Origin of the sequence: Streptomyces sp. NPDC006134, from assembly GCF_040628835.1 — a bacterium.
Taxonomy (GTDB): Bacteria; Actinomycetota; Actinomycetes; order Streptomycetales; family Streptomycetaceae; genus Streptomyces.
Window position 1 is genome coordinate 134,619 of record NZ_JBEXTV010000014.1, and the last position, 13,483, is coordinate 148,101.

Annotated in this window: 13 protein-coding genes; 6 read left to right on the forward strand and 7 right to left on the reverse strand. The window is 69.5% G+C overall.

The features are described from left to right. The first annotated feature begins 4 nt into the window (after nt 1–4). The 4 genes from ABZ340_RS12115 (at nt 5) to ABZ340_RS12130 (ending at nt 5,973) form a co-directional block, all read left to right on the forward strand. A complete protein-coding gene (locus ABZ340_RS12115; RefSeq protein WP_358781648.1) occupies nt 5–1,453 on the forward strand; it encodes an FtsW/RodA/SpoVE family cell cycle protein in 1,449 nt (482 codons plus the stop codon). Next, nucleotides 1,450–2,922, forward strand: a complete 1,473-nt coding sequence (locus tag ABZ340_RS12120) for a penicillin-binding protein 2 (RefSeq protein ID WP_358781649.1) — start codon at nt 1,450–1,452, stop codon at nt 2,920–2,922. Before ABZ340_RS12115 ends, ABZ340_RS12120 begins: the two co-directional genes overlap by 4 nt. 250 nt (nt 2,923–3,172) lie before the next feature. Then, nucleotides 3,173–5,197, forward strand: a complete 2,025-nt coding sequence (gene pknB, locus ABZ340_RS12125) for a Stk1 family PASTA domain-containing Ser/Thr kinase (RefSeq protein WP_358781650.1) — start codon at nt 3,173–3,175, stop codon at nt 5,195–5,197. A 149-nt stretch (nt 5,198–5,346) separates the two neighbouring features. Continuing rightward, complete coding sequence (locus ABZ340_RS12130; RefSeq protein ID WP_358781651.1) at nt 5,347–5,973, forward strand: restriction endonuclease; 627 nt, start codon at nt 5,347–5,349, stop codon at nt 5,971–5,973. A gap of 113 nt (nt 5,974–6,086) precedes the next feature. Here the strand turns inward: ABZ340_RS12130 and ABZ340_RS12135 are convergent, their stop codons facing one another. From ABZ340_RS12135 to ABZ340_RS12155, 5 genes are all read right to left on the reverse strand, one after another. Further along, nucleotides 6,087–6,845, reverse strand: a complete 759-nt coding sequence (locus tag ABZ340_RS12135; RefSeq protein ID WP_358781652.1) for a class E sortase — start codon at nt 6,843–6,845, stop codon at nt 6,087–6,089. Between the two features lie 13 nt (nt 6,846–6,858). Next, the gene (locus tag ABZ340_RS12140; RefSeq protein ID WP_358781653.1) at nt 6,859–8,277 is read right to left on the reverse strand and encodes a class E sortase; all 1,419 of its coding nucleotides are present in this window, start codon (nt 8,275–8,277) and stop codon (nt 6,859–6,861) included. After that, on the reverse strand, nt 8,274–8,912 hold the full coding sequence (locus ABZ340_RS12145) for an aminodeoxychorismate/anthranilate synthase component II (protein ID WP_358781654.1): 639 nt from the start codon (nt 8,910–8,912) through the stop codon (nt 8,274–8,276). Before ABZ340_RS12145 ends, ABZ340_RS12140 begins: the two co-directional genes overlap by 4 nt. Then, entirely contained in the window at nt 8,909–9,106 is a 198-nt protein-coding gene (locus tag ABZ340_RS12150) for a hypothetical protein (RefSeq protein WP_358781665.1), read from the reverse strand. Before ABZ340_RS12150 ends, ABZ340_RS12145 begins: the two co-directional genes overlap by 4 nt. A gap of 98 nt (nt 9,107–9,204) precedes the next feature. Next, entirely contained in the window at nt 9,205–9,984 is a 780-nt protein-coding gene (locus ABZ340_RS12155; RefSeq protein WP_358781655.1) for a DUF881 domain-containing protein, read from the reverse strand. Nucleotides 9,985–10,135: 151 nt separating this feature from the next. Here ABZ340_RS12155 and crgA point away from each other — a divergent pair, with 151 nt between their 5' ends. Continuing rightward, nucleotides 10,136–10,390 carry a cell division protein CrgA gene (gene crgA / locus ABZ340_RS12160; RefSeq protein ID WP_358781656.1) on the forward strand — a complete coding sequence of 85 codons (255 nt, stop codon included), beginning with the start codon at nt 10,136–10,138 and terminating at the stop codon, nt 10,388–10,390. 325 nt (nt 10,391–10,715) lie between these two features. Here the strand turns inward: crgA and ABZ340_RS12165 are convergent, their stop codons facing one another. Both ABZ340_RS12165 and ABZ340_RS12170 read right to left on the reverse strand, forming a co-directional pair. Continuing rightward, complete coding sequence (locus tag ABZ340_RS12165) at nt 10,716–11,627, reverse strand: rhomboid family intramembrane serine protease (protein WP_358781657.1); 912 nt, start codon at nt 11,625–11,627, stop codon at nt 10,716–10,718. 101 nt (nt 11,628–11,728) lie between these two features. Next, on the reverse strand, nt 11,729–12,262 hold the full coding sequence (locus ABZ340_RS12170) for a peptidylprolyl isomerase (RefSeq protein WP_358781658.1): 534 nt from the start codon (nt 12,260–12,262) through the stop codon (nt 11,729–11,731). Nucleotides 12,263–12,714: 452 nt separating this feature from the next. Here ABZ340_RS12170 and ABZ340_RS12175 point away from each other — a divergent pair, with 452 nt between their 5' ends. After that, nucleotides 12,715–13,428, forward strand: coding sequence for a DUF5324 family protein (locus ABZ340_RS12175; RefSeq protein WP_358781659.1), 714 nt, complete (start codon nt 12,715–12,717; stop codon nt 13,426–13,428). The last annotated feature ends 55 nt before the right edge of the window (nt 13,429–13,483 follow it).

Here is a 13,483-nt window from a genome sequence, read left to right on the forward strand (position 1 = left end):
CACGATGAGCAGTACGAACGCATCGCACTCGCCGACGCACCACACGTCCACGATCGGCGCGATCGGCGCGCCCAGCCGCCGCAACACCGAGCTCGCGCTGCTGGTGTTCGCCGTCGTCATCCCGGTCTTCGCCTACGCCAACGTGGGCCTGGCCATCAACGACGAGGTGCCCGCCGGCCTGCTGAGCTACGGGCTCGGCCTCGGCCTGCTGGCCGGCGTCGGCCATCTCGTCGTACGGAAGTTCGCCCCGTACGCGGACCCGCTGCTGCTGCCGCTGGCCACGCTGCTGAACGGGCTCGGGCTGGTCGCCATCTGGCGGCTGGACCAGTCCGAACTGCTGCAGTCGCTGCCCACCTTCGTCACGGCCGCGCCCCGGCAACTGCTGTACACCGCGCTGGGCATCGCCCTGTTCATCGTGGTGCTGATCTTCCTGAAGGACCACCGCGTCCTGCAGCGCTACACGTACATCTCGATGTTCGTCGCCCTGGTGCTGCTGATCCTGCCGCTGGTGCCGGGCCTGGGCACGGACGTCTTCGGCGCGAAGATCTGGATCAAGATCCCCGGCCTGGGCACCCTCCAGCCCGGTGAGTTCGCGAAGATCGTCCTCGCCGTCTTCTTCGCCGGCTACCTGATGGTCAAGCGGGACGCGCTGGCGCTGGCCAGCCGCCGCTTCATGGGGCTGTACCTGCCGCGCGGCCGCGACCTCGGCCCGATCCTCGTCGTCTGGGCGATCTCGATCCTGATCCTGGTCTTCGAGACCGACCTCGGCACCTCGCTGCTCTTCTTCGGCATGTTCGTGATCATGCTGTACGTCGCCACCGAGCGGACCAGCTGGATCGTCTTCGGTCTGCTGATGTCCGCCGTCGGCGCGGTCGGCGTGGCCAGCTTCGAACCGCACATCCAGCAGCGTGTGGACGCCTGGCTCGACCCGATGCGCGAGTACACGCTCTCCCGCCAGGGCATCAGGGGCCACTCCGAGCAGGCCATGCAGGCGCTGTGGGCGTTCGGCTCCGGCGGCACCCTCGGCACCGGCTGGGGCCAGGGCCACTCCGACCTGATCCGCTTCGCCGCCAACTCCGACTTCATCCTCGCCACCTTCGGCGAGGAGCTCGGCCTGGCCGGCATCATGGCGCTGCTGCTGCTGTACGCGCTGATCGTGGAGCGCGGCGTGCGCACCGCCCTCGCCGCCCGCGACCCCTTCGGCAAGCTGCTCGCCATCGGCCTGTCCGGTGCCTTCGCGCTCCAGGTCTTCGTCGTCGCCGGCGGTGTGATGGGCCTCATCCCGCTGACCGGTATGACGATGCCGTTCCTGGCGTACGGCGGTTCCTCCGTCATCGCCAACTGGGCCCTGATCGGCATCCTGCTGCGCATCAGCGACACCGCGCGCCGTCCGGCCCCCGCTCCCGCCGCCAACCCCGACGCCGAGATGACCCAGGTGGTCCGCCCGTCATGAACAAGCCCCTGCGCCGTATCGCGATCTTCTGCGGCCTGCTGGTCCTCACGCTGCTCATCCGGGACAACTGGCTCCAGTACGTCAAGGCCGACAGCCTGAAGAACGACGAGCACAACCGCCGCGTCGCCATCGCCCGCTACGCCACCCCGCGCGGCGACATCATCGTCGACGGCAAGGCCATCACCGGGCACGCGACGACCGAGGGCGACTTCAAGTACAAGCGCACCTACAAGGACGGCGCGATGTGGGCGCCGGTGACCGGGTACGTCTCGCAGGTCTACGGCGCCACCCAGCTGGAGGCCATCGACGACGGCATCCTCACCGGCAACGACGACCGGCTCTTCTTCCGCAACACCCTCGACATGATCACGGGCAAGCCGAAGGAGGGCGGCAACGTCGTCACCACCCTCAACGCCGCCGCGCAGAAGGCCGCCTACAACGGCCTGAAGGCGCAGGGCGGCAAGGGCGCCGTGGTCGCCCTGGAGCCGTCCACCGGCAAGATCCTGGCGCTGGCCTCCTTCCCGTCGTACGACCCGTCGACGATCGCGGGCGACGGCGCCTCGGACGGCGAGGCGTGGCAGAAGCTCCAGAAGAAGAACAACCCGGCCGACCCGATGCTGAACCGGGCGCTGCGCGAGGTCTACCCGCCCGGCTCCACCTTCAAGGTGGTCACCGCCGCGGCGGCCCTGGAGCACGAGAAGTACACGGACGCGGACGAGAAGACCGACACCCCGCTGCCGTGGATCATGCCGGGCACCACCACCCCGCTGAAGAACGAGGGCAACATCCCCTGCGAGAACGCCACCCTGCGGGTCGCCCTCCAGTACTCCTGCAACACCGTCTTCGGCAAGATCGGCGCCGACCTCGGCAACGACAAGATGCTGGAGACGGCGAAGAAGTTCGGCTTCACCGAGGAGCAGTTCACTCCGGTGCGCGCCACCGCGTCGGTCTTCTCCGACGACATGAACGACTCGCAGACCGCGCTGTCCTCGATCGGCCAGTTCAACACCGCGGCCACGCCGCTGCAGATGGCCATGGTCGCCTCGGCCGTCGCCAACAACGGCACGCTGATGAAGCCGTACATGGTCGACGAACTCCAGGCCCCGAACCTCGACACCATCGAGAAGACGGACCCCGAGGAGTACAGCAAGCCGCTCTCCCCGGAGAACGCGCAGATCCTCCAGTCGATGATGGAGACCGTCGTCAAGGACGGCACCGGCAAGAACGCGCAGATCCCCGGCGTCACCGTCGGCGGCAAGACCGGTACCGCCCAGCACGGCGTCGAGAACAGCGAGAACCCCTACGCCTGGTTCATCTCGTACGCCAAGCAGGCCGACGGCAGCTCCCCGGTCGCCGTCGCCGTGGTCGTCGAGGACGAGAACGCCAACCGTGACGACATCTCCGGCGGCGGTCTCGCGGCGCCGATCGCGAAGAGCGTGATGCAGGCCGTCGTCAACGGCAAGAAGTGAGGTCGCGGCGGCGACCGCGGTACGACGCGTGAGCGGGACGTCACGCGCGGCCGGGCGGGAGAAGACCCGGCCGCGCGTGACTCCGCTCACGTCCGCCGCACATCGGTGCACGTTGCGATACCGGTCCTGTATCGGGTAACGGACTTTGGCCAGGTCACACAAAGCGAGCCGGGTACGGTAGGCCCGGACGGCAGTCTCCGGCCGCACACGCGTGCCGGTCGGGACCGACGGAGAGGGCTGGTAGGTAACCATGGAAGAGCCGCGTCGCCTCGGCGGCCGGTACGAGCTGGGCCAGGTGCTCGGCCGCGGTGGCATGGCGGAGGTCTACCTCGGACATGACACCCGTCTCGGCCGCACCGTGGCGGTGAAGACGCTGCGCGCGGACCTCGCGCGCGACCCCACCTTCCAGGCCCGGTTCCGCCGGGAGGCCCAGTCGGCCGCCTCGCTCAACCACCCCGCGATCGTCGCGGTCTACGACACGGGCGAGGACTACATCGACGGGGTCTCCATCCCGTACATCGTCATGGAGTACGTCGACGGCTCCACCCTGCGCGAACTGCTGCACAGCGGCCGCAAGCTGCTGCCGGAGCGGGCCATGGAGATGACCGTCGGCATCCTCCAGGGCCTGGAGTACGCCCACCGCAACGGCATCGTCCACCGCGACATCAAGCCGGCCAACGTCATGCTGACGCGGGGCGGCCAGGTCAAGGTGATGGACTTCGGCATCGCCCGCGCCATGGGCGACGCCGGCATGACGATGACGCAGACGGCCGCGGTGATCGGCACCGCCCAGTACCTCTCCCCGGAGCAGGCCAAGGGCGAGCAGGTCGACGCCCGCTCCGACCTGTACTCCACCGGCTGCCTGCTGTACGAGCTGCTGACCGTCCGGCCCCCCTTCGTCGGGGACTCCCCGGTCGCGGTCGCCTACCAGCACGTGCGGGAGGAACCGCAGGCGCCGAGCGTCTTCGACCCCGAGATCACGCCCGAGATGGACGCGATCGTGCTGAAGGCGCTGGTCAAGGACCCCGACTACCGGTACCAGTCGGCCGACGAGATGCGCGCCGACATCGAGGCATGCCTCGACGGCCAGCCGGTCGCCGCCACGGCCGCGATGGGCGCCATGGCCGCGGCGGGCTACGGCGGTTACCCCGACGACCAGCAGACGACGGCCCTGCGCTCCGACGGCGGCGGGCACGGACACGCCACCACGGTCCTGCCCCCGATGAACCCGGACGACGGCGGCTACGGCTACGACGACCGCCCCGACCGGCGCCGCCAGAAGAAGTCGTCCACCTCCACGGTCCTGCTGGTCGTGGCGGGCATCCTCGTCCTCGTCGGCGCCATCCTGATCGGCAAGTACGTGGTCAGCGGGAGCGGCGGAGCGGGCGACGACCCGGTCGCCGTGCCGAACCTCGTCGGCCAGACGCAGGAGGACGCCACGAAGCTGCTCACCAACGTCGACCTGAAGCTGGGAACGGTCACGCGCAAGCCCTGCGAGGAACAGCCCAAGGGCAAGGTCTGCGAGCAGGACCCGGCCCAGGGCACCGAGGTCGACAAGCAGGAGACGGTCAACCTGGTGGTGTCGACGGGCGCGCCGAAGATCGCGGTGCCGAACGTGATCGGGATGAGCCTCGAAGAGGCACAGTCGAAGCTCGAGGGCGACGACTACCAGTTCAAGGTGGAGACGGAGGAGCGCGAGTCCTCGGACGAGCCGGGCACCGTCCTCGACCAGAGCCCCGTCTCGGGCAAGGAGGTGGAGAAGGGATCGACGATCACCCTCACCATCGCCAAGGCCGTGGAGAAGTCCACGGTGCCGGACGTCGTCGGCCAGTCGAGCTGTGAGGCCGCGCAGGCGCAGATGACGGCCAACGGCCTGGTCGGCAACTGCTCCGAGCAGGAGACCGACGACCCCAACCAGGTCGGCAAGGTCATCTCCACCACGCCGCAGGCCGGCCAGCAGGTCGACAAGGGCTCGCCGGTGCAGATCGTCATCGGCAAGGCCAAGGCGGCCGAGCAGGTCCAGGTGCCGGGCAACCTGGGGGGCATGTCCCTCAAGGACGCCCGCAAGGCCCTCCAGGACGCGGGCCTCCAGGTCGGCAACGTCGCCCCCTCCCAGGACGAGAACGCCTTGGTCGTCACGTCGGACCCGGCCCCGGGCACCCCGGTCGACAAGGGCACCGCGGTGAACCTGATCACCGCGGGCCCCACCGACCGAGGCAACGGTGACGACAACGACAACGGCGGTTTCATCGGCGGCCTTCGCAGCAGGGACTGACACCGCCCCGGCGCCCGGCGGAAAGAGCCCCGGTCCCTTTGAGGGACCGGGGCTCTCGTCGTGTCCGCCCCCGCATCGAACGTGTCTTCATATGTCATGACTCGTTGCCCCTGGGCGACCGCGACCCCACCGGAAGCCAAGGAGTGGCCATGATCAACGAGACGGCGCTGCTGGAATCACCGACCCTTCGCAGCAGCGTGCTGGACCGCACGGACGTACTCGACCGCGTGAAGGCACTGTCCCTGCTGCCGGACGGGATGCATGTGACGACGGCGATGGTGGCGGCGTACTTCGAAGTGAGCCGCAAGACCATCGAGTCGCTGGTGCTCGATCACCGGGAAGAACTGACCGGCAACGGATACCGCGTCTTGTCAGGTACAGAACTGACCTCCTTCAAGGAGGTCAGTGGGATCCAGTCGCGCTCCCGATCCCTCGCGCTGTACCCCCGCCGCGCCGTCCTCAACATCGCCATGCTGCTCCGGGACAGCGACGTCGCACGTCAGGTGCGTGTGTACCTCCTCGACATGGAGTACCGGACGCGCCCACAGCCTGTGGAAAACCCGTCCCTCATCGATCTCGCAGCCCTCGACGACCGCATCGACCGGCGCATCACCCACATCCTCGGCAAGACCGTCGTCCCCCTGTTCAACATCCTGATCGAGACATCGGGCGAGCACAGGAGGGAACTGCTCGCCCTCCGGGCAGGCGTCCAGCGCATCGAGAAGCGGCTGCGGCAGCACCACGCCCGCCTGCGGAGACTGGAGAGCCCGCGATAGGACCGCCCCAGCGCCGGAGCCCTGGCCTCCAGGGCTCCGGCGCTGGGCACACGCGAAGGCCCGAAGCCGCGCAGGGAAGGTGCCGGCTTCGGGCCTCCGTCACGCCGGACGGCTCACCGCAGCTCCTGCGGCGGCGTCCGCTCGCCGTCCACCTTCTCCACCCGCTCCAGCTCGCCCCAGACGATGTACCGGTACCGGCTCGTGTAGACCGGCGTGCAGGTCGTCAGCGTGATGTAGTGGCCGGCCTTCTTCTTCCCGGACTCCTCGGGGATCGGGGCGAGGACGTCGACGTTGTACTTCGAGGTCTCGGGCAGGGTGGCGTAGACCTTGTAGACGTACCACTTGTCCTTGGTCTCGAAGACGATCGGGTCGCCCTTCTCGATCTTGTCGATGCCGTGGAACTTGGCCCCGTGCCCGTCGCGGTGGGCGGCCAGCGAGAAGTTGCCCTTCTCGCCCGTCATCGGCAGGGTCGCCTTCACGGGATCGGTGTAGTACCCGGCCACGCCGTCGTTGAGGACCTTCATCGACGTGCCCTTCTCGACGAGGATGTCGTCCTTCGTCATCGAGGGGACGTGCAGGAAGCCGATGCCGGCCTTGGTGTCCAGCTCGCCGGGGCCGGTGTCCCTGCCCTGCATCCAGGTGTCGCGGACCTTGTCGGCCTGCTGGTTCGCGGCGCGGTCCGCGACCACGTTCGTCCACCACAGCGAGTAGACGACGAACAGGCCCAGCACCAGGCCCGCGGTGATGAGGAGTTCGCCGAAGACGCTGACCACCAGGGCGATCCGCCCCCGCCCGCGGCGGCGACGCGCGGGCGGCGTGGTGCCGGGCGCGTCGGTGTGCTCTTCGTGATCCGTTTCGGTGGTCGCTGCCACTGGTCATCTGCCCTTAATTGACGAGCGCATCCGGCTTGCCCTTGCTGCGCGGCCGTTCCTCGACCATCTTGCCCCAGACGATCAACCGGTACTTGCTGGTGAACTCCGGTGTGCAGGTGGTGAGGGTGATGTAGCGGCCGGGCTGCGTGAACCCCGACCCCCGGGGGATGGGATCGAGGACGCTGACGTTGGCCGGCGACGTCACCGGCAGCATGGAGGCCATCTTGTAGACGAAGTACTTGTCCTGCGTCTCGACGACGATCGCGTCGCCGGGCGACAGGCGGTTGATGTAGCGGAACGGTTCGCCGTGTGTGTTGCGGTGACCCGCGAGCCCGAAGTTGCCGGTCTTGTCCTCCGGCATCGCCGTCTTCAGCGGGCCCGAGCCGCCGTAGTGGCCGACCATGCCCCGGTCCAGCACGCCCTTGCTGCTGACGCCCTCGGCGATCGGCACCACCACGTCCAGCTTCGGGATGTGCAGGAGGGCGAAGCCCTGCCCCGGCTCGAAGGTGCCCGGGTTGCGCTTGCCCTCGGCCCAGTCGTCCTGGAGGCTGCTGGCCGCCTTGTCCGCCTGCGCGTGCGCGCGGACGTTCGTCCACCACAGCTGGTAGGTGACGAACAGCAGCATCAGCACGCCGGTCGTGATGAACAGCTCGCCGATCACCCGGCTCGCGATCACCCCCGCGCTCGGCTTGCGCGCCCGGGCCTGGCGGCGTGCCTCGACGCGCGACAGGGGCGCCTGGGACGCCTCGGGCGCCTCGGTGTCGCGCGAGGCGCCCGGCCCCGGGGTCTCGGGGCGGGCCGCGCCCCCGTGACGCCCGTGGCGCCGCCTGGCGGCCTTCCTGCGGGCCGCGCGGCCCGCCGAGGGCGGGTCGGCGGCGGCAGGGCTCGCGGACGGGGAGGCACCGGATGCCGGGCGTACGGCCGCGCCGGAGGAACCGGCCACCCGCAGGGCGACCGTCTCGTCGTCCGCGGGGGGTTCGTACATCGGGTGGAGAAGCGGATCGCGGGAGGAGCCGAGCGGATCGCGGGAGGAGCCGAGCGGATCGCGGGAGGAGCCGAGCGGACCGTGGGAGGAGCCGTACGGCTCCTGAGCCGCGGCGTACGGCTCACCGGCCCCGGCGTACGGCTCACCAGTCCCGGCGTACGGCTCACGGGACGCCGCGTACGGCTCACCAGTCCCGGCGTACGGCTCACGGGACGCCGCGTACGACTCACCGGCCTCGGCGTACGGCTCACCGGCCGCCTGATACGTCTGCTCCCCCGGCCGGCCGGGGTACGTCCCCTCGGCCGGGGCGTACGCCCCCTCGCCGTACCAGCCCTCCCCGAACGCGCCCGGGTCCCCGTACGGCTGCCGCGCGTACGAGGTGCCCTGGTCGCCGGCGCCGCCGTGGCCGTCCGCGCCGGACTCGCGCTCGGGGCGCAGCGCGGTCACGCCGTGGCCCTGCCCACCACCGGGGCGAGCCCCGCCGACCTCGCCACCGCGCCCTCGTCGCCGCACTCCGCCAGCCAGTTGGCCAGCATCCGGTGGCCGTGTTCGGTCAGCACCGACTCGGGGTGGAACTGCACGCCCTCGACGGGCAGTTCCCGGTGACGCAGGCCCATGATGATGCCGTCCCGGGTGCGGGCCGTGACCTCCAGCTCGGCCGGCACGGTCGCGGGCTCGGCGGCCAGGGAGTGGTAGCGCGTCGCGGTGAAGGGCGAGGGCAGCCCGGCGAAGACGCCCTTGCCCTCGTGCTCCACCGGCGAGGTCTTGCCGTGCAGCAGCTGCGGCGCCCGGTCCACCACACCGCCGTACGCCACCTGCATCGACTGCATGCCGAGGCAGACGCCGAAGACGGGCACCCCGGTCGCCGCGCAGTGCCGCACCATGTCGACGCACACGCCGGCCTGTTCGGGCGTCCCCGGGCCCGGCGACAGCAGCACGCCGTCGAAGCCGTCCCGGGCGTGCGCGGTCGACACCTCGTCGTTGCGCAGCACCTCGCACTCGGCGCCCAGCTGGTACAGGTACTGCACCAGGTTGAAGACGAAGCTGTCGTAGTTGTCGACGACGAGAATCCGTGTGCTCACTGGTCGTCCACCGTCACATCGTTGAAGGGCAGCAGGGGTTCGGCCCACGGAAAGACGTACTGGAACAGCCCGTAGACCACGGCCAGCACCAGCACGATCGAGAGCAGCGCCTTCACCCACGCGTTCCCCGGCAGATGCCGCCAGATCCAGCCGTACATGCCGTCCCTTCCGTCGCACCACGGCACCAGACTCACGCCGTACGGGACCAGACTAACGGCGCCGGGCGCCCGATTCCCCGGCCTCCACGGGCTGGACCGGATCGGGGCGCCGGGTCATGCCACGGGCCGGGCGGTCATGCCACGGGCCGGGCGTAGTGCAGGTCGACCGCGCCGGGGTAGCCGGGCAGGGTCACCGTCCCCTCGTCCTCGACCTTCCAGCCGAGTCCGTACACGTTGACGTACACCATGTAGTTCTGGATCGCCGGGGCCTCGGCGAGGGCCCGCTTCAGCTTCTCCGGGTCACCGACCGCCGTGATCTTGTACGGCGGTGAGTAGACGCGGCCCTGGAGGATCAGCGTGTTGCCCACGCAGCGCACGGCGCTGGTGGAGATCAGCCGCTGGTCCATGACCTTGATGCCCCGGGCGCCGCCCTGCCACAGGGCGTTCACCACGGCCTGGAGGTCCTGCTGGTGGATCACCAGGTAGTCGGGCTGCGGCTCGGGATAACCGGGCAGCTTGGCGGTGGCGTCCGGTGGGGCGTCGTCGAGCGTGACGGTGATCGCCTCGCCCGTCAGTTTCTGCGTGCCCGCCTTCTTCTCCAGGTCCGCGAGCTTGTCGTCCTCGGCTTTCGTGCTGCCGTCGTCGCGTTCGGCGAGGGATTCGATCTCGTGGCGCAGTGCCGCGTTGGACTCGTCGAGTTCGCCGTTGTTGCGGCTGCGCTCGTGGATGAGATCGGACAGCTTCAGCAAAGAGCTGTCCGTACGGATATTGGTGCCTTTGGCAGTGTTGAAACTGGTGAAGAAAAGGAGGCCCGCGAGAGCGAAGACCCCTGCCGTGAGGACCCGCACCGGGCGGAATCGGCGCCTGCGGGCAGGACTGGATCCCGCTGCGGGGGAGTCGGCAGAATTGCTCAACGTACCCTTATCTCCTTCGGCGCCACGGAAGCACTACGCTAACGGACGCCCGGGGGAGCGCTCTTCCGTCCCCTTGTACCGCTTGTACGTTGCCCCGAGCCCGACCCAGTTACCTGCGCGGCCACGCAGCGCATCGACAGGAGAGACCCTCGTGCCGAAGTCACGTATCCGCAAGAAGGCCGACTACACGCCGCCGCCGGCGAAGCAGGCGACCGCCCTCAAGATGAACAGCCGCGCCTGGGTCGCGCCCGTCATGCTGGCCATGTTCGTCATCGGGCTCGCCTGGATCGTCGTCTTCTACGTCACCGACGGCTCGCTCCCGATCGACAAGCTGGACAACTGGAACATCGTGGTCGGCTTCGGGTTCATCGCCGCCGGATTCGGCGTTTCCACGCAGTGGAAGTAGCGGCCGCCTTCCACTGAACGCGGCGCCGCCCAGCGCCACCCGGTACCGTCCAGGGCCGGCCCAGCGCCATTCCAGAGCCACCCAGTGCCCTCCAGGGCCTCCAGGGCCGTCCACCGAGTTATCCACAGGTTTTCCACATGGGGAAAAGAAACGATGATCTGTGGATAACCAAACGGGAGGCCGACGTGGGCGCGAGGGAACAACTGCAAATCGAAAACATGTTCGCCCCCTGCCTGACCTGCGGAAACGCGGGTGAGTGACAGGGGGCACATGTGTTCCCGCACCGTGTGCACAAGAGTGGACACACCCTGTGGACAACGGGCGCTCAGGTGAGCTGGCCCGTCCTCAACAGGGACAGCGCGATGACGACGACGAGGACCAGCGCACAGGTCCCGTACTGGACGAGCGTCCGCCGCTCGCGCGGGGCGTGCACCAGGCCGTAACCGATCACGACACCGGCGACGAGGCCGCCGATGTGGGCCTGCCAGGCGATGTTGCTCCAGCCGAAGGTGACGATCAGGTTGATCACCAGCAGGGCGACGACCGGGCGCATGTCCTGGTTGAGCCGGCGCATGAGGACGGCGGTCGCGCCGAACAGGCCGAAGATCGCGCCCGAGGCGCCGAGCGAGGGCTGGTTGGGCGCGGCGATGAGGTACGTCAGCGCGCTTCCGGCCAGCCCGGAGAGGAAGTACAGCGCGAGGTAGCGGGCACGGCCGAGGGCCGCTTCGAGCGGACCGCCGATCCACCACAGGCTGAGCATGTTGAACAGCAGGTGGAGATAGCCGCCGTGCAGGAACATCGAGGTCAGCAGCCGGTACCACTGGCCCTCGGCGACGCCCTCCACGGAGTCCAGCACCGGGACGTACGCCTGTCCGAGGAGGGTGAAGCGGTCGGTGAAGCGGTCACCGGCGGCGAGCTGGGCCAGGAAGAGGGCGAGGTTGACGCCGATGAGCACCTTGGTGACCAGGCGGGGATCGTCGGCGATCGTCCCGCCGGCCAGGGTGCGGGGCCGGGAGGCGTCCGGGGCGTGCCCGGTGCCGGAGCCCGCGCGGACGCAGTCGGGGCACTGGAAGCCGACGGAGGCGTCGACCATGCACTCGGGGCAGATCGGCCGCTCGCAGCGGGTGCAGCGGACGCCGGTCTCGCGGTCCGGGTGGCGATAGCAGGTGGGCAGGGACCGGGCGTCCCTCGAACCGGTGTCCTCCGGGCCGCGCGGGCTGCCGGGCGCCTGATCCATGAGATCCCCTCGGTGTCTGCGGGCAATGCACCGCCCCGCTCATCCTTACGGACGAGCGGGGCGTTTGGTTCCCTGCTGGTTCCCTGCGCAAGAACTCGGGCTCAGCCCTCGCGCGTCTCGATGACGACCGACTCGATGACGACGTCCTTGACCGGGCGGTCGGTGCGCGGGTTGGTCTGGGTGGTGGCGATGGAGTCCACGACCTTCTGGCTGGCCTCGTCGACGACCTCACCGAAGATGGTGTGCTTGCGGTTCAGCCACGTCGTCGGGGCGACGGTGATGAAGAACTGCGAGCCGTTGGTGCCCGGGCCGGCGTTGGCCATCGCCAGCAGGTAGGGCTTGTCGAAGGACAGGTCCGGGTGGAACTCGTCCTCGAACTTGTAGCCGGGACCACCGGTGCCGTTGCCCAGCGGGTCACCGCCCTGAATCATGAAGCCGCTGATCACCCGGTGGAAGACCGTGCCGTCGTAGAGCTTGTCCGTGGACTTCTTGCCGGTGGCCGGGTGGGTCCACTCCCGCTCGCCCTTGGCGAGCTCGACGAAGTTCTTGACCGTCTTGGGGGCGTGGTTCGGCAGGAGCCGGACGTCGATGTCGCCGTGGTTGGTCTTCAAGGTGGCGTAAAGCTGCTCAGCCACGATCTGCCTTCCGTTGTCTTCCTGTGACTCCCTGATCCTCGCACGCCCCGCGCCGCACGTCGCCCGGCAGGCGGCCACACGTCGCCCGGCAGACGGTCCCGCGTCGTCCGGCAGACGGTCCCGCGTCGTCCGGCAGACGGCCACACGTCGTCCGGCAGGCACGTGCGGCGGAAATCCGGACGAGAAGTCGCGGGTCGGGAGCGCGGCACGGCGATCCGTGGCATGGTCGACGACAAGCTCCCGTTGCTCCTTGTTCATCCGCCTTTGTAGTCGATCTTTGCAGTTGATCCGCTCTTGACCGCCGCAGATGTTCCGGGATCACCCGGGATGATCCGGAGTCCGGTCGGGTGACCCGGATGCCCGTCCACGCATGCCTGGCGCCACGGCGGCAGGCATGATCCGTAAAAGGGTGGAAAGTCGAATTACCGTACGCCACCGAGGAGGAGGAACCCGTGACCCGCATCGACAGCGTGCGCGCCGCGACCGGTTCGGCGAAGGACAGCGTGCTGCACGCCGCGGACGTGGTGGCGCCCTACGCCGACACGGCCAAGGAAAGGGCCGCCCACTACGCACACGAGGCGCGCGTACGGCTGGCGCCCAAGGTGTCGCAGGCCACCGGACAGGCCCGGCTCCAGTACGGCGCGCATGTCGCGCCGCGTCTGGAGGTCGCCCGCGCACAGGCCCTTGCCCATGTGCCGCCGAAGGTCGACCAGGCCGCCCAGGAGGCCGCCATCCGTACGCGCCAGGCCGCCCGGCAGGCGGCCCTCTATTCCCGGCCGATGATCGAGCAGGCGGTGGCCGCGGCCGGCCCCGTCCGGGACGAGGCGACGGCGCGCGGCGCCGCCGCGCTGGCCGCCCTGCGGGGACAGGTCACGGCCCAGGAGATCCAGAAGCTCGTCCGCAAGCACGAACGGCGGGCGAAGGCCGGTCGCGTCGTCAAGATCCTGGCAGTGGTGGGCGTCGTCGCGGGTGGCGCCTTCGCCGCCTGGAAGTGGTGGGACAAGCAGGCCAACCCGGACTGGCTGGTGGAGCCGCCCGCGGCCACGGAGGTTCCCGAGACGGGCGGCCTGACCTCGGTCGACGGCACGGGGGAGCCCGTGCTGGACCCGGAGGTCCAGGCGAAGGAGGCCGAGGAGGATTCCGCCGACCGTGACGATCAGGCCTGAGGCCGCCTGTCAGACCGACTTCGCCGTGGGGTGGAGGACACGGGTGTCCTCCACC

Excerpts from the sequence above, each read along its gene's own strand:
- ABZ340_RS12115 (WP_358781648.1), top strand. The coding sequence starts at position 5 with ATGAGCAGTACGAACGCATCGCACTCGCCGACGCACCACACGTCCACG.
- ABZ340_RS12120 (WP_358781649.1), top strand. The coding sequence starts at position 1,450 with ATGAACAAGCCCCTGCGCCGTATCGCGATCTTCTGCGGCCTGCTGGTC.
- pknB (WP_358781650.1), top strand. The coding sequence starts at position 3,173 with ATGGAAGAGCCGCGTCGCCTCGGCGGCCGGTACGAGCTGGGCCAGGTG.
- ABZ340_RS12130 (WP_358781651.1), top strand. The coding sequence starts at position 5,347 with ATGATCAACGAGACGGCGCTGCTGGAATCACCGACCCTTCGCAGCAGC.
- ABZ340_RS12165 (WP_358781657.1), bottom strand. The coding sequence starts at position 11,627 with ATGGATCAGGCGCCCGGCAGCCCGCGCGGCCCGGAGGACACCGGTTCG.